The sequence below is a fragment of the Methylomonas koyamae genome (assembly GCF_001644025.1).
Classification (GTDB): Bacteria; Pseudomonadota; Gammaproteobacteria; order Methylococcales; family Methylomonadaceae; genus Methylomonas; species Methylomonas koyamae_A.
In genome coordinates this window covers 1-20,903 of record NZ_LUUK01000160.1, presented here as the reverse complement: position 1 = coordinate 20,903, position 20,903 = coordinate 1, and the positions used below count along the sequence as shown (strand labels likewise).

Genomic DNA, 20,903 nt, shown 5'->3' with positions numbered 1-20,903 from the left:
TCCTATTTCAGCTCCGCTCAAGCCAACGTCTTATTTCGGCTCCGCTTTGACAACTGCTTACATCGACTGTAACCGTTCAACTTAACGCCAAAGGCAACCAACTTACCCCAAGCGACATCTGAACAGTTACAAAAGGCGAATGTTTGTCGCCATTCTCGCGGTAAATGCCGCCCGCGTATACCTCCAACCCGAATCGGGCCGCCGAAGCGCCGTCAAAAGCAGGTAAACTAAACCTTTATCCATTCACCCGACCGTGTCCAAATCCACTTCGCCGCCGGCCGCCCGGCTCGTTTCCAGCGCCGCGCGCCGTCGGCAAACCTTGGGCTTGCTGGACATGATTGCCGCCTGTTTATTGTTCTCGTTGATGAACGCCGGCGTTTACGCCAGCCAACGACTGGACCCCGGCTTGCCGGCGGTGATGGCCAGCTTCATTCGGATTCTATGCAATCTTGCCGTACTGATCCTTCCGGCATTGGCCGGCCGTCGGCTGACGGCCTTGCTGGGCGACTGCCGGCCATCGCTGTGGTTGCGCGGCTTATTCGGCGCCAGCGCGCTGATGCTGTCGTTTACCTCGATCGCCTGGATCGGTCCCGGCGAAAGCACGTTTTTAACCTCCAGCAGCGGCGTGTTCGTCGCCTTGCTCAGCCCTTTCCTACTGGCGCAGAAGAACTCGTTGGCGGTCTGGCTGGCCATCGTTGGCGCCTTTAGCGGGGTCGGTTTGCTATTCGACTTTCGGCAAAGCGGCAATTTGTTCGGCCAGGCCACCGCGCTCGGCGCCGGCTTGCTGTCGGCGCTGGCCTATTTGATGTTGGCGAGGGCCGGACGCAGCAACCCGGCGACCACGGTAATATTTTATTTTTGCTTGGCGGCGCTAATCCTGCACGCCGCCTATTTTACGGCGTTCGGCTTCCGCTGGCCGGCCAGTCCGGAGAGTTGGGGCTTGCTGATCGTGGTCGGTCTGCTCGGCAGCGGCGCCCAGCACTATCTAACCCGCGCCTACCAATCGGCACCGGCGGCCTTGGTCAGCTCGGTCGGTTATCTGACGCCGGTGCTGAGTCTGAGCTGGGGCGCGATCTTCTTTGAACAAATCCCCAGCTCAACCGCGCTGCTCGGCGCGGTGTTGATTTTATTGTTTGGCGTGTTGTTGCCATTTTTGCGCTAGCGGCGGGGATTTGCTAGCCATTTGCAGCCATCTTTCGCAACTTTCGAATTGATGATTCCATTTTTGCGATCAGGAATTCCGCCATGTTGCTTAAGCTTGCTTTCGGCGCGGGACGACCATCAAAAAACGGCATAAAAAAGCCCTCGCCAACTTAACGTCGGCGAGGGCTCGGTCGGTCCGGTTAGTTATTCAGCGTCCATTTCGTCGGCCGACAGCTTCTGGCCGGGGATGTAGTTGGGGGCCACGCTGATCAAAATGGTCAGGAAGGTCGCAATATACGGCACCGACTGCACCACCAATACCGCCACCCACAAGCGGCCGCTCAGATTGTCGAACTGTGGCTCCATCCGCATCGCGACCGCGCCGGCCAGCAGCAGGATCAGCAGCAGCAGTTCCTGCCAGATAATCAGCAAACCGGCAACTAGTGGGCCTTGCTGCTCGTATTTGGGCGTCCGCATGAACGGTTTACCGGATGTAAACAAGCCTTGCAAAGTGCCGCGCGCCACGGTGTGGGTCAACGACAAACCGGCCAAGGCCGCGCCCAAGGCTTGCCAGAGCGAGCATGCCACCCTGGCCTTATACAGCCACAGCCCACGCAGGATCTTGAACGCGAACAAACCTATCGTCGGCAACAGAAAGGCGTTGACCGGCAACTCGCTATGTTTCGGATCGTAAAGCAGCAAGGCCGTCAATACCAGGCTGGTACCGGTGAACAGTAGGGCCAACGCGTCGGAAAACCAGGGCAACCAACCGGCGACGAAGTAGTAGCGCTGCGCCGACGTCAACGAGGACTTCTTATTGGGCAGGAAATGCCGCCAATGTTGCTTGATGATCTGCATCGCACCGTAGACCCAGCGGAAACGCTGGGTCATGTAACCGGAAAACGTATCCGGCATCAGTCCACGGCCAAAGGATTCCTTGCAGTAAACCGAGTCGTAACCGGCCTCGTACAAGCGCAAACCCAGTTCGCTATCCTCGCAGATACACCATTCGCCCCACGGACCGACTTTTTCGAAAGCCGATTTGCGGATCATCGTCATCGTGCCGTGCTGAATAATCGCGTTGTACTCGTTGCGCTGCACCATGCCGATATTGAAAAATCCGGCATATTCCCAATAGCACATGTTTTTGAAGGAACTTTGGTGGGAATCCCGGTAGTCTTGCGGCGATTGCACAAAGCCGACGTTTTCCTGATCGAAGTAGGGCACCATGGCTTTCAGCCAATCCGGCGACAGGATGTAATCGCTGTCGATGACCGCGATGATTTCTGCGTCTTCGGCGGTGTTTTCCAGTGCGTAGTTGATCGCGCCGGCTTTATAGCCCGGCCAATTGTCCAAATGGAAGAAGCGGAATTTCGCCCCCAACCGGTCGCAATCGTCGCGGACCGGCCGCCATACCGCCGGGTCCTTGGTATTGTTGTCCATCACCAGGACTTCGAAGTTCGGGTAATCGACCTTGGCCAGCGCGTTCAGCGTCTTGCGGACCATTTCCGGCGGTTCGTTATGGATCGGTAAATGGAGGGACACTTTCGGATATCGGAAATCCGAGGAGGGTGTTAGCGGCGTGAACGTGCGGCGGCCCTTGCGATGCCATAATACTTCGGCGATTTCCAGACTCTCGGTCAACAGCACCAAAATCGCCATCGCCTGCATCATCAACAAAATCGCCCAAAACACCACGGAGAATCCGGTCTGATATTGCGCGGCGGCGATCGACGCGGACCAAAACAGTACCGACGCCGCCAAGTTGGCGACGATGCCGAAAAACAGCTTGCCGGGTAGCTTCAAGCTCTTGCGGGTGAACAGGAACGCCGCCATCAGGATGATGCTCAACAAGGCAGCGCCGCTGGCCCAGTTGCGCCAAGTCGGGTTGGCCAGCACGTCGCCTTCCATCGGAAACTTGGGTTCGCGGTCGACGTTGAACACGCCCCAGTAAGCGCCGGCGGTACCTTCGATCTCGATCTTCCAAGGTTGGTCGAAGGCTTCGACAACGTAATAAATCAGTTTTTCCTCGGTGGCCCGGTTCAAAAATCCGCGCAAAAATTTAGCCTGATTGGCCAACGAAGCGGTCGAGTGTTTGTAGGGCTGTCCGTCCGACGGCCAACCGACCTCGGAAATCACGATTTGCTTGCCGGGGTACATGGCTTGCAATTCGTGGTAGCGCATGAATACGTAATCGACCGCCTCTTCGATCGGAATGCCTTCCCAGTAGGGCAGAATATGCACGCCGATGTAATCCACTTCTGCAACCAGTTCGGGATGGGCTTCCCACACGTCCCAGGTTTCCGCGGTACTGACCGGCTTCCAGGTGCGTTTTTTCACCTCGCGGATGTACTCGATCAACTCCTCTATTTCGACGTTCTTGCGGATCTGGGTCTCGTTGCCGACCAGCGTGCGAACAATGGCTTTCGGATATTGGTTGCTAAGCTGGATCAGCGCTTCGATTTCCCGGCGGTTTTTCTCGCGGTCGTCGTCTATCCAGGCGCCCATCGCCAAGTTCAAGCCGTTCTTGGCCGCCAGTTCCGGCACGACTTCCATGCCTTCCAACGCGGTATAGGTTCTGATCGAATGCGCCTTGTCCGACAGCAGGTTAATGTCTTCGGCGATTTGTTCCTGGGTCGGGTATTTGCCTTCGCGCGGGTTGGAATCTCGACGCATCGGGCTGAAGGTCAGCCCCATCATGGTTTTATTCCAGGACGGGATTTTTAGGGGATTGTTAATGTAGGACCAGATACCGAGGTTGACGGCAACCAGAAACACCAATGAAAAAAAGGTGGCAATTTTGGCTTTCATTTCGGGTGACAAACTCCGCTAGGGAAAAATTATTGTTGTTATGGCGGTTATCGAGACGCATCGGTCGCACCGACGGACGTTAACGCCGCCACGCCGGGCATTCCCGGCGGACGGCGAATCGGAGGGCACCTCCCGGATCGTCCAATACCGCGATACAGCCACCGGTATTGGAAGCGAACGCGCTTAGGCCAGTCTTAAGCGCTCCGGAGAGACAAAGGAACGATTACTTGAGAGAGACCGTTTCAACGCGGCCTTTCATTTCGATGTTGAGTTTATCTTCCTTAGCCAGCCAGCCCAAGGCCCGCTGTACCTCGTTTTTGCCCAAACCAGTTTCGGTGGTGATTTTGTTGACACTGGCCTCACCGTTGGTATTCAAAAATTGCCAGATTTTTCCGGCCGCTTCACCAATTATCTCTACCATTTCAGCTCCTCACACTTTAAGCAACAAAAAAATCGGGTATTCGGTCCGGCGCCACGCGGCAGACATGCAACAAACGCTAAAGCGCGATTAACGTTCGTCGGGCAACACAATATTGAGTTCCAATGTTTCCTGATTGCCATCCTGCTCGAAATTGACGGTAATCGCATCCTGACTGACATTGACATATTTACGAATCACCGCGAGCAACTCCTGTTGCAATTGCGGCAGATAAGAAGGCTGATTTCGCGAAGCGCGCTCGTGGGCGACCAGAATTTGCAGCCGTTCCTTGGCCAACGATGCGCTACTGGGCTTGGATGACCGGAAATAATCTAACAGACTCATCACTTACTCCCGAACAGCTTGCTAAACAAGCCCTTCTTTTCTTCCTCTATGAATCGGTGGGGACGATCCTCGCCCAAATAACGCGCGACGATGTCGGCGTAAGCCTGACCGGCGTCGCTTTGCTCGTCCAAAATCACCGGGGTGCCCGAGTTGGAGGCATTCAATACCGACTTGGACTCGGGAATCACGCCCAACAGATGCAGCGACAAAATTTCCTGCACGTCATCCACGCTCAACATTTCGCCCAGCTTGACCCGATCGGGGGAATAACGGGTCAGCAACAAATATTCCTTGATCGGCTCGTCACCCTTCTCGGCGCGGCGCGACTTGCTAGCCAGTATACCCAGCATCCGATCCGAATCGCGCACCGACGACACTTCCGGGTTGGTCACGACGAAGGCATCGTCGGCAAAGTACATGGCAAGTGTAGCACCGCGTTCGATTCCAGCGGGCGAATCGCAAACGATGTATTTAAAATCCTTGGCTAGTTCTTCGAGAATGCGCTCGACGCCTTCCAGGGTCAGCGCATCCTTATCGCGGGTTTGCGAGGCGGGCAAGATATAGAGCTGATCGCAACGCTTGTCCTTGATCAGGGCTTGGTTCAAGGTTGCTTCGTTGTTGATCACATTGACCAAATCGTAGACCACTCGCCGTTCGCACCCCATGATCAAATCCAGATTACGCAGACCGACATCGAAATCGATAACAGCGGTTTTATGGCCTTTCTTGGCCAAACCCATCGCGATAGCCGCGCTGGTGGTGGTTTTACCCACGCCGCCTTTTCCTGATGTTACTACGATAATTCTGGCCAATGTCGTTCCTCCTAGAAATCTAAAGTTCTTTGATGATCAGCTTCTGGTTCGCCAGACTGATTTGTACCGGTTTATGCGGGGCGTGCTGACTCAAATCGTCGCGGAGCTGGTAGGTGCCGGCAATCGAAATCAACTCGGCTTGCAAATCGGAACAAAAAATCCGACTCTCGGCATTGCCTAGCACGCCAGCCAAGGCGCGTCCCCGCAACGAACCGTAGACATGGATGTTGCCCTCCGCCATGATTTCGGCACCGGCACTGACAGTCGCGGTCACGATCAAATCGCCTTTGGCGTAAACGCGCTGTCCGGAACGTACCGGTTGAGTGATTAATTTATTTTCGACGTTCGACGCGGCGGGGGTCGATGGTGGCGGCTCCGGCGTCGGCAATGGCTGCTTGGCGGGCTCTTTGCTGATTAGCGGAGTATTGCTACCGTGCAGCGAATGCACCGGCAGATTCATCGCCAGCGCTACTTGGTTTTGTTGCTCGTTACCGCCGCGGATGCCGACCGGCATGAAACCGTGGGAACGCACGGTCGCCACGATGTCGGCGAAATCCAGTACCAGATTCTGCGCGTTGAGCTTTTGCAAATCGATCAACAGCGGCGAATTGCGAAAGAACTCCGGGGCCTGGGCGACTTTTTCCTTGAGTTGCTCGTCGATGGCGGGCAAGTCGTTTCCGGACAGCAGCAGCACCGGGACGGTCAATGAGGTGCTTTTAAACTCCAAAGCTGTTTTTTGCGAGTTAATGGTGCCGGTGGACATCGATTTGGGAAAATCAGCTCATGTATGACCCCGAATGTTAGCATTTTCCGTGACAAAAAGCACAATCGCTTACAGTAAAAACAGCGTCGCCAAACCTAAAAAGGTCATAAAACCAACCACATCGGTGACCGTTGTCAACAGCACCCCGCCAGCCAACGCCGGATCGACACCGATTTTTTGTAACAAAACCGGAATCGCCACACCGGAAAAGGCCGCGCACACCAAATTGATCAGCATCGCCGCGCCGAGCAGGATACCAATGTGCGGATTGTGAAACCAAACTCCGGCCACGGCGGCGACGACGACCGCCCAAATCAGCCCGTTCAACAAGCCGACCGAAATTTCCTTGAACAACAAGCCGCGAGCGTTGCCGCCGCTGATCTGGCCCAGCGCCAAGCCTCTAACCACCAGCGTCAAGGTTTGACTTCCGGCGATACCGCCCATGCTGGCGACGATCGGCATCAATACCGCCAAAACCACGATTTGCTGTATCGTATCTTCGAACAAATCGATGACCCAGGCCGCCAGAAACGCGGTCAACAAATTGACGCCCAGCCACAAGGCCCGGCGTTTGGCGCTGGCCACGACCGGCGCAAACATGTCGTGTTCCTCGGTCAAGCCGGCCATGCTCATCAGCGAATGATCGGCTTCTTCGCGAATCACATCCAGGATGTCGTCGATCGTAATCCTACCCAACACTTTACCGTCGTCGGCCAGTACCGGTACCGACAGCAATTTGCGCCGCTCGAACAGCGCGGCCACGTCTCGGCTCGGGGTTTTGTAGGAAATCCCCGGACTCTTGGTATCCATCAACTCGGAAACCTTGGTGTGCGGATCGTGCGTCAACAACTGGCTGATCGCCAACACCCCCTGAAAACTATCCTTGCGATCGACGACGATCAGGCTGTCGGTGCCGGCCGGCACCCGGCCGCGCAACCGCAAATAGCGCGACACCACATCCAAGGTCACATCCGCCCGTATCGTCAAGACGTCTTGAGACATCAAGCCGCCCGCCGTATGCTCGCGGTAACTGAGGGCTTGTTCGAACCGATTGCGGTTGTGCACTCCGATCGATTCCATAACCTGAGACAGCAAGGGTTCCGGCAAGACATGCAACAAGTCCACCATGCCGTCGGCACCCATTTGCTCGGTCGCGGCCATCAAATCCTTACGGTCGGTGATCGCCAACAACGCGGTCGCAACTTCGACATTCAACTCGATCAACACCTCGCCCATGACACCGGGCGGAATCAAACGCCACAGGCTGGCGCGCGGCTCCGGTTCCAGCGCCTCCAACACGAATGCCGCTTCGGCCGGATATAGCGAACGCACCAGATTGCGAATTTCGATCTGCGAGCCCTTGGCCAGAATCGCCGTAGCGCGCGCCAAGAGATGTTCGCCGTTTTCCGGCAGGGTGGGTGTTGTCATAAGCTGAAACCGGAAGGTTAGGAGGCCGGGAAACGTAACTCCCGATGCCTGACGATAATGTTAGGGGTAAGGGTTTTAAAGTGTTGCCCCAGCGTCTCGACCAAGTATACCGAACGGTGTTGACCGCCAGTGCAGCCGATCGCGATCGTCAGGTAGCTGCGATTGTCGGACTCGAAACGCGGCGCCCAACGGCCGACGAAATAACCGACATCGTGCAGAAATTCCTTGACGGCCGTTTCGTGCTGCAAAAATTCGACCACTTCGGCGTGTTTACCGGTCAAGCCCCTTAGCTGCGGCACCCAATACGGATTCGGCAAACTGCGGGCGTCGAACACGAAATCGGCATCCAGCGGCATGCCGTATTTGAAGCCGAAAGACTGAAACAAAATGGACAGCGAACTCTTGCCTTTCTCGCCCAAGCGGTTTTTCAACAAGTCCCGCAACTGATGGTAATGGGTAAAACTGGTATCGATGACGATATCCGCGATCACCGCCACCGGATGCAACATTTGCCGTTCGATGTCCAGCGCCTCGCGCAACGGCAAGCTTTCGGTGGTCAACGGATGTTTGCGCCGAGTTTCGCTGTAACGCTTCAGGATGATGTTTTCGTCGGCTTCCATGTAAACCACTTCGCAATCGATACCCTTGCCGCGAATAAATGCGATGCAATCGGGGAAGTCCGCCAGTTTTTCGGTGCGATTGCGAGCGTCGATGCCGATCGCGGTCTTGGCGTACGTGGCCGGCGCCTTCGCCATCACGTCGTCGACAAATTGCTGCAACAGCACCACCGGCAGGTTATCGATGCAGTAGTAACCGCAGTCCTCCAGGGTATCCAGGGCGATACTTTTTCCGGAACCGGACAAGCCGCTGACGATGACGAGTTTCATGATGAGAATTCGAGGCGGGGACGCCAAACCGTCCCCGCGAACCGATAGGAATTAACGGTGATTTTGGTTTTTTTCTTTGTGTTTGACGATTTGTCTGTCTAGTTTATCGACCATGTTATCGATCGCGACATACATATCTTCCTGGACATCCTCGGCATACAGTTTGGCGCCGCTGATTTGCACGGCCGCTTCGGCTTTTTGCTCCAGTTTCTCGACGGTCAAAATCACGTGAACGTCCACGACGTTGTCGAAATGACGCTTGATCTTGCTGATTTTGTCTTCGACATGAGCTTTTAACGAATCGGTAACTTCTACGTGATGACCGGTGATACTAACTTGCATGGAATACTCCTGTTTTTAAAAATTATGCTTCCGTACTCAGATAAGCCTTTTCCGCTGGCTGGTTGGCGGTATCGACATCGCTTCCCGGTATTTGGCAATGGTGCGGCGGGCGACGTTGATGCCTTTTTCATTCAATAAGTCGGATATTTTACTATCGCTTAATGGCTTGGCCGGGTTTTCGGAACCGACCAATTCTTTGATCAGCGCCCGAATCGCGGTCGCCGAACATTCTCCGCCGCCATCGGTACTGACATGGCTGGAGAAGAAGTATTTGAATTCGATGACGCCGTGCGGCGTGTGCATGTATTTTTGGGTGGTGACCCTGGAAATCGTCGACTCGTGAAGTTCCAGTTCCTCGGCGATATCCCGCAACACCATCGGTTTCATCGCGATCGCGCCGTGCTCGAAAAAATCGCCCTGCTTTTCGACGATGCTGCGCGCGACCCGCAACAAGGTGTCGTTGCGGCTGTGTAGGCTTTTGATAAACCAGCGCGCTTCCTGCAGATGGTTTTTCATGCTGACGTTGTCCTGGCTGTTGTCAGCCCGCTTGATCATTCCGGAATAAAACGGATTAATCCGTAATTTCGGGGCGATTTCCGGATTCAGATTGACTTGCCACGCCCCGGCTACCTTCGCGACGAACACATCGGGCACCACGTATTCGACGCTAACTTCCTGGACTTGACCGCCAGGCTTGGGGTCCAAGGTGCGGATCAAGGCCAACACGCCCCGCAACACGTCCTCGGTCATACCGACGCGCTTGATCAAGCGGGCTTGATCGCAAGTCGCCAGTAAATCCAGATGCCGCTTAACAAAATCCAGCGCATCCTCACGGTAGGGTGTCATCGCCGGCAACTGCAGCAACTGCAAACGCAGGCAATCGGCCAAGTCCAAAGCCGCCACGCCGACCGGGTCGAAATTCTGCAGCATGTGCAACACGGCCTGAACCTCGTCGATTTCCAGATTGTCGAGCTGCTCCTGCAAGCCCTGACAAATGTCGTTCAGATCGGTGGCGATGTAACCGTCGTCGTTGATGGCATCGATAATCGCCGCCGCGATCGCGTAGTCGCGGTCGGAGATGGGCAGCAACTCCAATTGCCAGAATAAATGATCGTGCAGGCTTTCGGACTTGCTGCGGAAGCTTTCGAATTCCGGCGTGTCGCCGTCGTCTCCGCCACTGGGCAAACTGCTTTCGTAAACATCGTCCCAGCTGACGTCGACCGGCAATTCGTCCGGCATGTCGGTTTGCGACCCCTCGCTGGTGACTTGATCGGGGTTTTCGGCTTTCTTTTCTCGAAAATCCAAATTCAGCGACTCTTCCTCTTCCACCTCCAGCATCATATTGGATTCAAGCGCCTGCTGGATTTCCTGCTGCAAATCCAGGGTCGACATCTGCAACAATTTGATCGCCTGCTGCAATTGCGGCGTCATCGTCAGACTCTGACCGATACGGAGTTGTAAGGATTGCTTCATGTGTATTTAAAAATCTATAAGCTAAATTTATCGCCCAGATACACTCTGCGCACTTCCGCATTGTCGACCAGTTCGCGGGATACACCCTCCGCGATAACCTTGCCGTCATTCAGGATGTAGGCGCGATCGCATATCTCCAATGTTTCTCTGACCTTATGCTCGGTAATCAAAATACCGATGCCGCGCTGCTTCAGATGCGCGATGATTTTTTGCAATTCCAGCACCGAAATCGGATCGACGCCGGCAAACGGTTCGTCCAGCAAAATAAATTGCGGCTCGCTGGCCAAGGCACGGGCGATTTCAACCCGGCGCCGCTCGCCGCCGGACAACCCCAGCGCCAGTTGCTTGCGCAAATGGTTGATATTAAATTCCGCCAGCAGTTCGTCAATCATTAGCTCGATCTGACCGTCGGTCAAGTCGTCGCGAATCTGTAACACCGCCCGCAAATTATCCGCCACGCTCAATTTGCGAAACACCGACGCTTCTTGGGCCAGATAGCCTATCCCCAAGCGAGCCCGCCGATGCATCGGCTGGTAGGTGATGCGCTGATCGTCCAGGTAAATATCGCCCTTATCCGCCCGAATCAAACCGACCAGCATGTAAAAGCTGGTGGTCTTCCCGGCGCCGTTGGGGCCGAGTAAGCCGACGACTTCGCCGGTATCGACCTGCAAACCGACACCATCAACCACGTTACGGTTGTTGTAGCGCTTGTACAACTGCTCGGCAAGCAAACGCGCCATTACGGAGCCTTTTTGGTCTTGGGTTGAATCACCGAATGCACCCGCTTGCCATCGGTGCTCTGCTCGCCGGCCTTCAACAGCGAGTTTTTGGTATCGTACTCGATATACTCGCTGGACTGTTTGGCGTCGCCCTGCCAAACCGAGGCGTTCTTCATGAAAATCAGCAGATTTTTTTCCGGGTAGAATTCGTTGACCAAGCCTTCGCCGTGCATTTCGTCCTTGCCGACGGCGGGCAACTGTTTGAAGCGCGACGGCTTACCGGTGGCAATTAGCTTGGTGATGGCTCCGTCCTTCAGGTAAACCACCAACTGATCGGCATCGATACGAATCGTGCCTTGCGTCGCGACGACGCCGCCGGTATACGTGCTGACCTGGGTTTTCTCGTCGTAGACGGCATTGTTCGAGTCGATGTAGATCGGTTGTTCCGAATCCGACTCCAGCGCAACGACCGCCGGCGCGAGCCATAACAGGCTCCAACCCAGCATTTTACTTAATTTCATAGCGACCTTTCACTTTGGACAACAATTTCAGGTGAATCGGACTGACGAAAGTCGCTTCCATACCTATTCCCGCCGTTTTATTGGGCGGGCCGATAATTTCGGCCCAAGCCGCTGTCTCCGCATAATGGCTGGCGAGATTAACCCGCAAATCCGAAGTATTGACGGTCAGCGCCGCGTTGGTTTTGGACGCCTCCCGATTGATAAAAACCGTGCCGTTCAATTGCAAATGTTCGCCGTCGGCGGCCATCACGCCACTATCGGCTTTAATCACCCAGGGCATTTGGTTGGGGTTGTACAGCGTCATCACCGGCTTTTGCAAATGGGTGCTGCCGTCGGTTTTAAAATGCTGCATCCGCTCGGCGGACAGCTCGTTTTTAGCGATACCGTCCAGACCCATTTCCTGTTTGTAATAGACCTCGCTGAAAAAATCGGGACTGTTTTCCTCGATCTTGATCTGCTCCTGACGCAGCTCATGCATTTCCGCCAGCCACCAGGACAACGCCGCCGCCAGCGCGACGTAAGCGTACACGGCCAGATTGCGGATGCGTCCCTTCATAGATAGGCCTGCAAAACCGAATCGAAACGCCCCTGCACCTGCATGATCAGATCGCAAACCTCGCGCACCGCGCCCAGTCCGCCGGCCGCTTCGGTTTGCCAGTCGGCGTAACGTTTGACCGCGAAATTGGCATCGGCAACCGCCACCGCGAAACCCACCTGGCGCATAATCGGCAAATCCAACACATCGTCGCCGACATAGCCGACCTGCTCGGCTCGCAACCCCAACAACTCCAGAATCTCGGCGAATGCGGCTCGCTTGTTCTCGTGGCCCTGGTACACGTGTTCGACGCCCAGACCACGCATGCGCAACGTCACCGAATTCGACTTGCGGCCGGAAATGACCGCCACCTCGACGCCGGTCTGCCGCAACAACTTGATACCGTGCCCGTCGCGGGCATGAAAACATTTATATTCTCGCCCCTCGTCGTCGAAAAACAGCCGGCCGTCGGTCAACACGCCGTCGACGTCCAAAATCAACAGCTTGAGGTTTTCAATGACTTGCAGCTTTTGTCTATCCAATCCGAACATGTGACGATACCTTCAAACGATGCCGGCCCGCAGCAAGTCGTGGGTATTGAGCGCACCCTGCAAGACCCGCTCGTGATCGACAACCAACAAGGCGTTGATTTTTTTGGTTTCCATAATGCGCATCGCCTCCGCCGCCAACATTCCGGCATCGATGACTGTGCCGGGTCGGCTCATGACTTGCGCGACTTGAGTAATGTGAACATCGAGATTTTTCTCCAGCATCCGCCGCAAATCGCCGTCGGTAAAAACTCCCACCACCTTGCGATCGGCATCGACCACCGCCGTCATGCCCAATTTCTTTTCGGTCATTTCCAGCAAGGCCCGACTAACCAAGACGTCGTCGGCCACCACCGGCACTTCGTCGCCGCGATGCATCATATCCTCGACCCGCAACAGCAGGCGCTTGCCCAGGCTACCGCCCGGATGCGACAACGCAAAATCGTCGCGGGTAAAACCGCGGGTTTCCAATAAGGACACCGCCAACGCGTCGCCCATCACCAGGGCCACCGTCGTGCTGGCGGTCGGCGCCAAGCCCAACGGGCAGGCCTCCTGTTCCACCGAGACGTCCAGATGCACGCTGGCCATGCGGGCCAACGTCGAATCGGCATTGCCGGTCATCGCCACCAAGGGCACTCCCAGTCGCTTAATGATAGGCAAGATCGTCAAAATTTCCCCGGTCTCGCCGGAGTTGGATAATGCCAACACCACGTCCTGGCGAGTAATCATACCCAGATCGCCATGGCTGGCCTCGCCCGGATGTACGAAAAACGCCGGCGTCCCGGTGCTGGCCAGCGTCGCGGCAATCTTACCGGCAATATGCCCGGACTTGCCCATGCCGGTCACGACCACCCGTCCCTTGCAGTCCAACAACAAATGGCAGGCCCGAACGAACGCCTCGTCGATCCGTTCCGCCAGACGCGCGACGGCCTGCATTTCGGTCTGAATCACCGCCAGCGCCAAGGCCTGAATATCGTTATCGCCGCTCACCCGTTACCCTGCCCCAAAACCGCAAAATAAAAAGGAACCATTATTGCATGTAACCGCCGGTAATTTCACGCAACACTTACATCCCAGCGACGATTACACCGCAAAACCGGGTGCGCAAATCCTCAATATTAACCTAACGATCATGAAACGATTTGTCACTGCGGACAATGAATAAGGAAGGGCGTCGTAGCGGATTCAGCGGCGATCGAAGGCGTTCCGACCCAGGTATGCCGGTCCTTTGCCCAATGGCTTTCATAAACAGCCACCAAAATTGGGAAAAAAATCCGCAAGCTCACGACAAATCCAACCGTCGCAAGACTTGCCAAGCGTGCAAGCTGGTGGCGAACGGCAACCCGAATTCGGCCAACACCAGGCACCTGGAAACAGGCGCTAGACTTCTCGATCGAGAAGATCACCTCGATGACGGACCATGCAGCACATCGACAAAATCATCAAATTCCATAATCTGCTAAAACACCGGCGCACACCGATTTCCGGAAAAGAACTCGATAAACAACTGGGATGCTCAAAATCCACTCGACAACGCCTGACGAAGGAACTGCCCGACCACTTAAACGCGCCGCTGATCTGCAACCGCTCGGCGGGCGGTTATTACTAGGACCGTACCGACCTGCGTTACCCGTTCGAACTGCCCGGCATTTGGCTAACCGCCGGAGAACTGCAAGCCCTCATTGCCTGCCAACACCTGCTCGGCAAATTGGCGCCGGGCTTATTGCACAATGAAAACTGTCGGTATTCCAATGCCGGCTCAGCTCTCGCAAACGCCCCGCGCAGGCGTCGCCAATCAAGGCCTCCAGCCCGCACTCGCATTCCCCGGCAGCCCACCACGACATCCTTGAAGCAGTGCCGGGGCGGATATTGATCCCGATAACATTCCGCGACACGCCGCATCTACCGCCGATATATCTCGCTACCCGCCTTGATCGCGCGCTTGGCGATCGCGGCATGCGACCCGGACTTGGCCAGTACGAATAGCGTGTGCGGTAACGACAGACGCTCCAACAATTGTCGCGTCAATTTCTTCTCGTAGGCGAAAGCGGACTTGGCGAATACCACGGCATACGTCTTGGCTTCGGGATAGTGTTGCATCGGCTTTTCGGCCAGCCAAACGCGTTTGACGCCGGCCACTTCGGCCGCGGCAGCGCGAATCGCCGCCAGCGTGGCCTCGTCCGCCCGCGGTTTGACGAACCTATCCTTGCGGGTCAGCGTATCCCGCTCCAGCCCCGCCGCCCGGTTGATGTCCATCTGCCGCTCGGCCCGTTTCAGGCAATCATCGGCGGCGGCTTCGTCGCCGCGCCGCCGGTAGAAATAGTCCAGCCAGCGGCAACCCTCAAGCGTCAACTCCGGCTTCGCGGCGATGGCAGCCTCGATGGCCGCGATGCCGGCGCTGTCATCGCGTTTCAGCAGCAGCCGGCCGATTACAAAATCGGCGTCCGCATCGGCGTGGGCGGCGCGATAGCTTTGAAACAGCGGTAGCGGATCGATGTCCGGCGCGAATTCCTCGGTCAACACCGCCAATTGCCAATGTTGCGCGGCGCTGAGGGTTTCGGAAGCCTGTTGGGACAATTCCGCCAAGGTTTGCCGGCCTTCCTGGCAATAGCGGTAGCGCTCCCGCCATTTGTCGTCGTTGTTTTTCAGCCAATCGGCGTCGAAATCCGCCAAAACCCGGTCCAGTTCGCCGCCCAACCACGCCCGCGCGGCCGAATCGGCCGGCATTTTCGGCAACGGCGCCTCGGTTTTCAGGGCTTGCAGCCGGTCGCTCAACGCCGGATGAGTGTCGTAATGGCCGGTGGCGACCTTCAAGGCTTCGGCAACTTTCGCGAGCAAATCGGCGGTTTCGAACGGCGGTTGGCGCAGGAAATCGCGCAAGGGTTTGAACGGCGCCGTCGGCAGCTCGCTAGTGTCGGCCTGCTTCAGGAAGGGCGTCCAGAAATGCTCGTTGACCAAACCGCTGACCACGTAGGTATTGACCAGGGCTTGCGCGGCATCGTGGCGGCTGGTCAGTTGCGCGGCCACCGCGTCGGCCGCGAATTCGTTGGTGCGAGCGAGCGCGAAGGAATAGGCGGCGAAGGTGGGCGCATACCAATCGAAAAACCGCCGCATCAGCGAGGCGCCGATGTTTTGTTGACGCTCCAATCCGGCGACGATGCGTTGCCAGCTCAAGCGCACCCGATAAATCCAGCCGGCGAATCGGCTGTGGGCCGCCGACAAGTGGCCCAATTCGTGGGCGACCACCGCTTCGGCCTGGGCCGGCGACAGGCTCAGCAACAATTCCAAACCCAAAAACAGCGTGTTTTTCGGAAAGCTGAACACGCCCAAGCGCGGGGTTTGCACGATCGCGGCGTTGTATTCCGGGGTCAAAATGACTTGATGAATCCTGGGCGCGCGCAATTGCCGGCTGAGCGTTTTCAAGCGTTCGAACAATTTCGGATAGTGCTTGGCGGTCAAACGGTAGCCGGTCGGCGGCTCGAACTTCACCCACAGTGCCCGCAGCAACACGTAAATCATCGCCAGAATGACAACGATCAACTTCTTCTTCAGCAGCAATATCGCGAACGTGGTACTCGCCAGCGCCGCCCAACCGATGCCGACACTGATCGCCACCAAGGTAAACAGCATGCCGAAGATCACCAAATAACCCAGTAGCGCCAGCAAGCCGACCTTGGCCCGATAACGCCGCGGCCGGCGCTTGGCTTCCTGCTCGGCCCGGCCGATCAAGGCTTCCAGATGTTCGCGTTGCTGAGTGGTGGTTTTCATGAGAACTCCGAAGAGATAGCTTTGGAGGCGCTTGCACAAGACCACTGGCGCAAGCGCACGACGATGCCCGCCAAACAGCGGCCAGCCAAGGCAAGCCGCTGAGCGCGAGAAGACTAACGAATTACTGGGCCGGCGTCCGCAACGGCGCGAAATAAACCCCGGAATCCAGCGTGGAAAACAAAAACGAATTGTCCGAGGCAACCTTGACGCGGCCCTCGCCGAAGGCGAAATTGCCGTTCCAGTCGAAATTGCCGGGCACTTTGATCTGAGCGACTTCAGTCATTGTTTCCGAGTTATAAACTGAGATGTAATCGGAATTTGCCATTGGGAAATACACCTTGTTCCCTACCGGTGCGTAAGCCGCGCCGATCGGCGTGACGCCGGCGTATTCGCCAACCGCCGGGAAGACTTGTTTGCTATCCAGGATGAAGGTGCCGCCGTAGGTGGGAACAGCGATTTGGCTGCCGGTATAAGAAATGCCGATCTCGAAATTAAACCAATTGGTAGCGTTATTCGATTGGTATTGCTCGTCGCCGGCTTTGTAGACGCCCCAGGCACCGTTGGAGATATTGGACTCGGCGACCGCTATCGTATGCCTATCCGCCGATGCGGCCAACATGCTGTTTTGTCTGACCGAACCCAATTCCGAGACCGCCTTGGTGAAGTAATTGATTTTCCGCAGCGGCACCCAGCCCGAGCCTTCGTAGTTGCTGGAGACCAGGATATTACTCAATTCGTCGAACGCCACGGTAAACGTGCCGCCCTCGCCGAAACTCAAATCGAAGCCGACCCTTTTTACCGCGAGCGTGCGCAAATTGATAACGTCGATAAAGTTTTGCTTGGCCCCCCGCGACAAATTGGCGACCGCCAGCAATTTACCGTCGGCGGAAATGTCCATGCCGGCGGTTTGGCCACCCAACGTAATCGGCGTCAGAAACTTTTTAGCGACCATGTCGTACCGCCGAACAGTGGTGCCGCCGCTGATAAACAGTACTTGCCGCACCGTATCGTAGGCAATGTCGTAGCGGTTGGCATCCGTTATGAAGCCGGCTTCGGCATGGGCGGTCAAACCGGAAAATAACAGGACAAGTCCTGCTACAAACGCGTAACTCTTATTCATAAAAACTCCTGCAGGGATTGGATTTCGTTATGCCTTACCCGAAACACGCGCCCGGGTAGTGGCCCGCTAAGCGTGACTGTTCGCTGGTTATCGCAAGCCGTGGCCGATTGCTGGGTGATTGGGATATGTTTCGAACCGACTGAAAGAACGGTCTAACTGTAAACGCCAGCGGCGACAAGCATAGCAGAGCCGGCGCAAGCCTTCTAGTCGGGCACGTCCGCTGCTACGAATGTCGATTAAACTTCCACAATTGCCTTCTCGGTGGCGCTATAGAGTTCACAGCCTGTCCTAGCCAACGGCGCGACCGAAAGCTACGCCTACGCGCCGGCCGGCAATCGCCTGACTCAGCAAGGCGGCGTGGCCATCGGCGTGGACGCCGCCGGCAACATCACCAGCGACGGCGCTTACAGCTACCAATACAACCGCCGCGGCCTGCTGTACCGGGTCTACCAAAGCGGCGCGGCGGTCGCGAACTACAGCTACAACGCCATGGGCCAGCGCACGTTAAAAACCTTGAGCGGCGGTAAAACCGTGTATCAATACGGCCCTGGCGGCCAATTGCTGGCGGAAATCGGCAAGGATGCCCAAGGCAACTGGACAGCCTTCGATTACGTCTGGCGCGGCGAGCGGCCGCTGGCGCGCTTCAAAACCCAAGTCACCGCGGCCGGTGCCGCCAGCACCTTGGAAAGCCTGATACTGCACACCGACGCGCTGGGCAGCCCGAGCGACGCCAGCAACAGCCAGGGCAACGTGGTCTGGCGCTGGACCCACGAAGCCTTCGGCGCCACCGCGCCCAATCAAGACCCGGACGGCAACGGCCAAATCACCCAGCTCAACCTGCGCTTCCCCGGCCAGTATTACGACGCCGAAACCGGTCTGCACTACAATATGCACCGGTATTACCAACCCAAGACCGGCCGCTATATCTCCTCCGATCCGATTGGGGTGTTGGGGGGCATTAATACTTACACCTATGCTTTAAATAATCCACTAAGATGGACTGATCCTTTAGGCTTGTATAGCAAAACAGGTTGTAATGATGCTCAGTGTGAATTGATTGACAAAGCAGTTGCAAATGCACAGGACGCTGCTAATAAACAGGGAATTGGGCCTGGTTTTTCCCAAGCCCTTGAAACTGCAAATTTCATTTGTAAGAAACCAGAGAAAAACAAAAATTATTGCGGGGCAAATAATGACCCGGATATTTATCTAAGAAATGCTTTTAACCCTGGCAAATGCGGTTCACTACCTAGCACTTTACTTCACGAGGTTTCGCATTCTAAACCACTGAATTATACTGAAATGGACGCTTATATTCTTGAATATAAAGCTTATGGCACTTCTATGCCAACGCCCGCTAAACTCCAAAAGGATTATCCAAACTTATCTCCAGAACAAATTCAATACTATAGCAAACAACGTGAAGAGGCCTTAAAGCAATGAAATTGATTTTTATAGTTTTTCTGTTGCTATCTAGTAACGCGTATTCTAAGTACCCTATTGAATCATTCCAAAATGTAATGAATCGTGTTGTAACTCAATCAGATACCATTTTTATTGGAAAAGTTCTAAATGAAAAGACGATTGAAAAAGGGCTTGTCGTTGGCTTAGGCACTAAACAGATAGGCATTTTAGAAGTTGAGGTTATAAAGAAATATAAAGGTCATGTTGTCAAAAATGAAAAGCGCTTAGTCTGCACATGGTTTGATAATACAGAGCATTTATTTAACTTTAAAATAGGTCAAGAACTAACATTCTTTGGTATTGATACTGGTTTGAATATTCAGTTACCAAGCACTTATGGTTATATCCGAAGCTCAAGCGGGATAGAGAAAGAGCTTTCTAAATCATTAAAGTTACGAAGCAAGCCTAATAAAGATAGGAACATGATATTTGAGATTGTTGACTCAGATAGTAAGGTGACTAGAAATGCCTGTAATGAACCGGATGCATGGGAACTAGCTACAGAATATAGGCCTACGACGAAGTGACCAAACATATACACCTATGTTGAGAATAACCCGGTAACCTTATTGATCCGGAAGGTCTTGCCAGTTCTGGTCAACCTATTGATCTTGGTGGTGGCACAACAGTTTGGATTGATAATCCACACGTTCCCGGACAGCAGGAACATGCACATGTAGCCCGCGTAGCTCCGATTAGCGAAGCGTAATCGGAGGAACGAAAGCCGGCATTTGTGAGATTTCGCTACGCCAATCGCACGGCACGCCCCGGCCGCTTGGCAAAGTTGGCGAGGATAGCAGTCGGCGTGGACGCCGCCGTCAACATCACAGACAACGGCGCTTACAGCTACCAATGCAGCCGGCGCGGCCTGCTCTATTGGCGACTTGACGCTAGCAAAACGCGCCTAAGGCGACAAGGATTACCGCAATCTCAGCGCAACGGAATCGGCGGGTGGCGGTCGCCGATGGCGTCGAGATCGTCCAGGCTCATGATCGGCGCGTACATCAGGTCCTTGATGTCGGCGGAACGGGTCCAGCCAAAATCCATTTCGCCGATCGCGCGTTTGGTCATTTTCAACAAGCGGGTCGCGGCGGCCTGGTTGGCATTGCGGTCGGCCGGCTGGTGCATGCGGGCAGTGGAGATCACCGAGCAGCGGCACACCCGATCGTGAAACGAGAACTGAAAGCGGAAGTTGCGGGCGCGGCTGTTGATGTCGCGATTGGTCAAAAACACGAAGTGGGTGTTAGGGTCGGTTTCCGGCAGGCGCCGCATCACGGCGCGGGCTTGCTCGAAAATGTCTTCCGCCGCGAATTGCCGGGTGCCGGGAAAGGCTTGTATCGGCAGCGCGCCGAGGGGCAAGCTGGCTTTCGCCCAAATGCCGAATTCCCGGCCGACGATTTTGGCCATCTCGACCGCCGCGTCGTCGGAAAAATCGTCCAGCGGCAGGATATACACGTCGACCGGACCGGGTTTTTCGTCGGCCGGCAACGACGGCTCGGAAACCGGCGGTTCGCTGACCGTGGCAGTCTCGGCGATGGGTTTAGCGGGTGGCTCGGGCTGATTGGCGGCGCAGGCGGATAGCAAGGCCGAAATCAGAAAAAGTGCATATAGCGGATGATGAAAATATCGTTTCGAACTCACTGTGTACTCCCGTTTTTGGTGAATGCCTGGGTTTTGTGGTTTATAGATCGGGCTTGTAAGGGGTTGAACCCACCGGCATGTTCCCTTCGGCTCCGCTCAGGGAACGCGCGGTGTGCCGTAGAACGCACGCTGTACCGGAGAACCTGTCGTTCGTTCCCTGAGCGG

General features: G+C 55.6%; 21 protein-coding genes. 4 read left to right on the top strand and 17 right to left on the bottom strand.

Annotated elements, in window-relative coordinates; all coding sequences use genetic code 11:
* The first annotated feature begins 253 nt into the window (after positions 1 to 253).
* Positions 254 to 1,162, top strand: coding sequence for a DMT family transporter (locus A1355_RS11435; protein WP_231883639.1), 909 nt, complete (start codon positions 254 to 256; stop codon positions 1,160 to 1,162).
* Between the two features lie 185 nt (positions 1,163 to 1,347).
* On the opposite strand, the gene A1355_RS11430 is transcribed toward A1355_RS11435, so the two are convergent.
* The 14 genes from A1355_RS11430 to A1355_RS11365 all read right to left on the bottom strand — a co-directional run bounded on the left by A1355_RS11430 (position 1,348) and on the right by A1355_RS11365 (position 13,735).
* The gene (locus tag A1355_RS11430) at positions 1,348 to 3,954 is read right to left on the bottom strand and encodes a glycosyltransferase (protein ID WP_064028149.1); all 2,607 of its coding nucleotides are present in this window, start codon (positions 3,952 to 3,954) and stop codon (positions 1,348 to 1,350) included.
* A 223-nt stretch (positions 3,955 to 4,177) separates the two neighbouring features.
* The gene (locus tag A1355_RS11425; protein WP_064028147.1) at positions 4,178 to 4,375 is read right to left on the bottom strand and encodes a winged helix-turn-helix domain-containing protein; all 198 of its coding nucleotides are present in this window, start codon (positions 4,373 to 4,375) and stop codon (positions 4,178 to 4,180) included.
* Positions 4,376 to 4,462: 87 nt separating this feature from the next.
* Positions 4,463 to 4,717: a cell division topological specificity factor MinE gene (gene minE, locus A1355_RS11420; RefSeq protein WP_064028145.1), complete on the bottom strand. Its 255-nt coding sequence runs from the start codon at positions 4,715 to 4,717 to the stop codon at positions 4,463 to 4,465.
* Positions 4,717 to 5,529, bottom strand: a complete 813-nt coding sequence (gene minD, locus A1355_RS11415; RefSeq protein WP_064028142.1) for a septum site-determining protein MinD — start codon at positions 5,527 to 5,529, stop codon at positions 4,717 to 4,719. The genes minE and minD overlap by 1 nt, the downstream gene beginning before the upstream one ends.
* Before the next feature lie 19 nt (positions 5,530 to 5,548).
* A complete protein-coding gene (minC, locus tag A1355_RS11410; RefSeq protein WP_064028141.1) occupies positions 5,549 to 6,292 on the bottom strand; it encodes a septum site-determining protein MinC in 744 nt (247 codons plus the stop codon).
* Between the two features lie 69 nt (positions 6,293 to 6,361).
* Entirely contained in the window at positions 6,362 to 7,720 is a 1,359-nt protein-coding gene (gene mgtE, locus A1355_RS11405; protein WP_064028140.1) for a magnesium transporter, read from the bottom strand.
* 17 nt (positions 7,721 to 7,737) lie between these two features.
* Complete coding sequence (gene rapZ, locus A1355_RS11400; RefSeq protein WP_064028138.1) at positions 7,738 to 8,607, bottom strand: RNase adapter RapZ; 870 nt, start codon at positions 8,605 to 8,607, stop codon at positions 7,738 to 7,740.
* A 51-nt stretch (positions 8,608 to 8,658) separates the two neighbouring features.
* Positions 8,659 to 8,949, bottom strand: a complete 291-nt coding sequence (gene hpf, locus A1355_RS11395; protein WP_064028135.1) for a ribosome hibernation-promoting factor, HPF/YfiA family — start codon at positions 8,947 to 8,949, stop codon at positions 8,659 to 8,661.
* Positions 8,950 to 8,985: 36 nt separating this feature from the next.
* Positions 8,986 to 10,422, bottom strand: coding sequence for an RNA polymerase factor sigma-54 (locus A1355_RS11390; RefSeq protein WP_064028133.1), 1,437 nt, complete (start codon positions 10,420 to 10,422; stop codon positions 8,986 to 8,988).
* A gap of 14 nt (positions 10,423 to 10,436) precedes the next feature.
* A complete protein-coding gene (lptB, locus tag A1355_RS11385; protein WP_064028131.1) occupies positions 10,437 to 11,162 on the bottom strand; it encodes an LPS export ABC transporter ATP-binding protein in 726 nt (241 codons plus the stop codon).
* Positions 11,162 to 11,662 carry a lipopolysaccharide transport periplasmic protein LptA gene (gene lptA / locus A1355_RS11380; RefSeq protein WP_064028129.1) on the bottom strand — a complete coding sequence of 167 codons (501 nt, stop codon included), beginning with the start codon at positions 11,660 to 11,662 and terminating at the stop codon, positions 11,162 to 11,164. Before lptA ends, lptB begins: the two co-directional genes overlap by 1 nt.
* Complete coding sequence (gene lptC / locus A1355_RS11375) at positions 11,649 to 12,218, bottom strand: LPS export ABC transporter periplasmic protein LptC (protein WP_064028127.1); 570 nt, start codon at positions 12,216 to 12,218, stop codon at positions 11,649 to 11,651. The genes lptA and lptC overlap by 14 nt, the downstream gene beginning before the upstream one ends.
* Positions 12,215 to 12,748, bottom strand: a complete 534-nt coding sequence (kdsC, locus tag A1355_RS11370; protein ID WP_064028125.1) for a 3-deoxy-manno-octulosonate-8-phosphatase KdsC — start codon at positions 12,746 to 12,748, stop codon at positions 12,215 to 12,217. Before kdsC ends, lptC begins: the two co-directional genes overlap by 4 nt.
* 12 nt (positions 12,749 to 12,760) lie before the next feature.
* A complete protein-coding gene (locus A1355_RS11365; RefSeq protein WP_064028123.1) occupies positions 12,761 to 13,735 on the bottom strand; it encodes a KpsF/GutQ family sugar-phosphate isomerase in 975 nt (324 codons plus the stop codon).
* 430 nt (positions 13,736 to 14,165) lie between these two features.
* On the opposite strand from A1355_RS11365, the gene A1355_RS11360 reads away from it, so the two are divergent.
* Complete coding sequence (locus A1355_RS11360) at positions 14,166 to 14,354, top strand: HTH domain-containing protein (RefSeq protein WP_064028120.1); 189 nt, start codon at positions 14,166 to 14,168, stop codon at positions 14,352 to 14,354.
* A gap of 293 nt (positions 14,355 to 14,647) precedes the next feature.
* Here the strand turns inward: A1355_RS11360 and A1355_RS11355 are convergent, their stop codons facing one another.
* Together A1355_RS11355 and A1355_RS11350 are read right to left on the bottom strand one after the other, a co-directional pair.
* Positions 14,648 to 16,513 (bottom strand): M48 family metallopeptidase, encoded by a 1,866-nt coding sequence (locus tag A1355_RS11355; RefSeq protein WP_064028118.1) that lies wholly within the window; start codon positions 16,511 to 16,513, stop codon positions 14,648 to 14,650.
* Positions 16,514 to 16,634: 121 nt separating this feature from the next.
* Positions 16,635 to 17,633 carry a YncE family protein gene (locus A1355_RS11350; RefSeq protein ID WP_064028116.1) on the bottom strand — a complete coding sequence of 333 codons (999 nt, stop codon included), beginning with the start codon at positions 17,631 to 17,633 and terminating at the stop codon, positions 16,635 to 16,637.
* 357 nt (positions 17,634 to 17,990) lie between these two features.
* On the opposite strand from A1355_RS11350, the gene A1355_RS26400 reads away from it, so the two are divergent.
* Together A1355_RS26400 and A1355_RS11340 are read left to right on the top strand one after the other, a co-directional pair.
* Positions 17,991 to 19,076: an RHS repeat domain-containing protein gene (locus tag A1355_RS26400; protein ID WP_064028114.1), complete on the top strand. Its 1,086-nt coding sequence runs from the start codon at positions 17,991 to 17,993 to the stop codon at positions 19,074 to 19,076.
* Positions 19,073 to 19,624, top strand: a complete 552-nt coding sequence (locus tag A1355_RS11340; RefSeq protein ID WP_064028112.1) for a hypothetical protein — start codon at positions 19,073 to 19,075, stop codon at positions 19,622 to 19,624. Before A1355_RS26400 ends, A1355_RS11340 begins: the two co-directional genes overlap by 4 nt.
* 403 nt (positions 19,625 to 20,027) lie before the next feature.
* Here the strand turns inward: A1355_RS11340 and A1355_RS11335 are convergent, their stop codons facing one another.
* Positions 20,028 to 20,738, bottom strand: a complete 711-nt coding sequence (locus A1355_RS11335; RefSeq protein ID WP_064028111.1) for a hypothetical protein — start codon at positions 20,736 to 20,738, stop codon at positions 20,028 to 20,030.
* Between the last annotated feature and the right edge of the window lie 165 nt (positions 20,739 to 20,903).

What these genes read in the sequence shown, in the direction of transcription:
- A1355_RS11430 (WP_064028149.1), bottom strand. Translation starts at nt 3,954, where the DNA reads ATGAAAGCCAAAATTGCCACCTTTTTTTCATTGGTGTTTCTGGTTGCC.
- A1355_RS11425 (WP_064028147.1), bottom strand. Translation starts at nt 4,375, where the DNA reads ATGGTAGAGATAATTGGTGAAGCGGCCGGAAAAATCTGGCAATTTTTG.
- minE (WP_064028145.1), bottom strand. Translation starts at nt 4,717, where the DNA reads ATGAGTCTGTTAGATTATTTCCGGTCATCCAAGCCCAGTAGCGCATCG.
- minC (WP_064028141.1), bottom strand. Translation starts at nt 6,292, where the DNA reads ATGTCCACCGGCACCATTAACTCGCAAAAAACAGCTTTGGAGTTTAAA.
- mgtE (WP_064028140.1), bottom strand. Translation starts at nt 7,720, where the DNA reads ATGACAACACCCACCCTGCCGGAAAACGGCGAACATCTCTTGGCGCGC.
- rapZ (WP_064028138.1), bottom strand. Translation starts at nt 8,607, where the DNA reads ATGAAACTCGTCATCGTCAGCGGCTTGTCCGGTTCCGGAAAAAGTATC.
- hpf (WP_064028135.1), bottom strand. Translation starts at nt 8,949, where the DNA reads ATGCAAGTTAGTATCACCGGTCATCACGTAGAAGTTACCGATTCGTTA.
- A1355_RS11390 (WP_064028133.1), bottom strand. Translation starts at nt 10,422, where the DNA reads ATGAAGCAATCCTTACAACTCCGTATCGGTCAGAGTCTGACGATGACG.
- lptB (WP_064028131.1), bottom strand. Translation starts at nt 11,162, where the DNA reads ATGGCGCGTTTGCTTGCCGAGCAGTTGTACAAGCGCTACAACAACCGT.
- lptA (WP_064028129.1), bottom strand. Translation starts at nt 11,662, where the DNA reads ATGAAATTAAGTAAAATGCTGGGTTGGAGCCTGTTATGGCTCGCGCCG.
- lptC (WP_064028127.1), bottom strand. Translation starts at nt 12,218, where the DNA reads ATGAAGGGACGCATCCGCAATCTGGCCGTGTACGCTTACGTCGCGCTG.
- kdsC (WP_064028125.1), bottom strand. Translation starts at nt 12,748, where the DNA reads ATGTTCGGATTGGATAGACAAAAGCTGCAAGTCATTGAAAACCTCAAG.
- A1355_RS11360 (WP_064028120.1), top strand. Translation starts at nt 14,166, where the DNA reads ATGCAGCACATCGACAAAATCATCAAATTCCATAATCTGCTAAAACAC.
- A1355_RS11355 (WP_064028118.1), bottom strand. Translation starts at nt 16,513, where the DNA reads ATGAAAACCACCACTCAGCAACGCGAACATCTGGAAGCCTTGATCGGC.
- A1355_RS11350 (WP_064028116.1), bottom strand. Translation starts at nt 17,633, where the DNA reads ATGAATAAGAGTTACGCGTTTGTAGCAGGACTTGTCCTGTTATTTTCC.
- A1355_RS11340 (WP_064028112.1), top strand. Translation starts at nt 19,073, where the DNA reads ATGAAATTGATTTTTATAGTTTTTCTGTTGCTATCTAGTAACGCGTAT.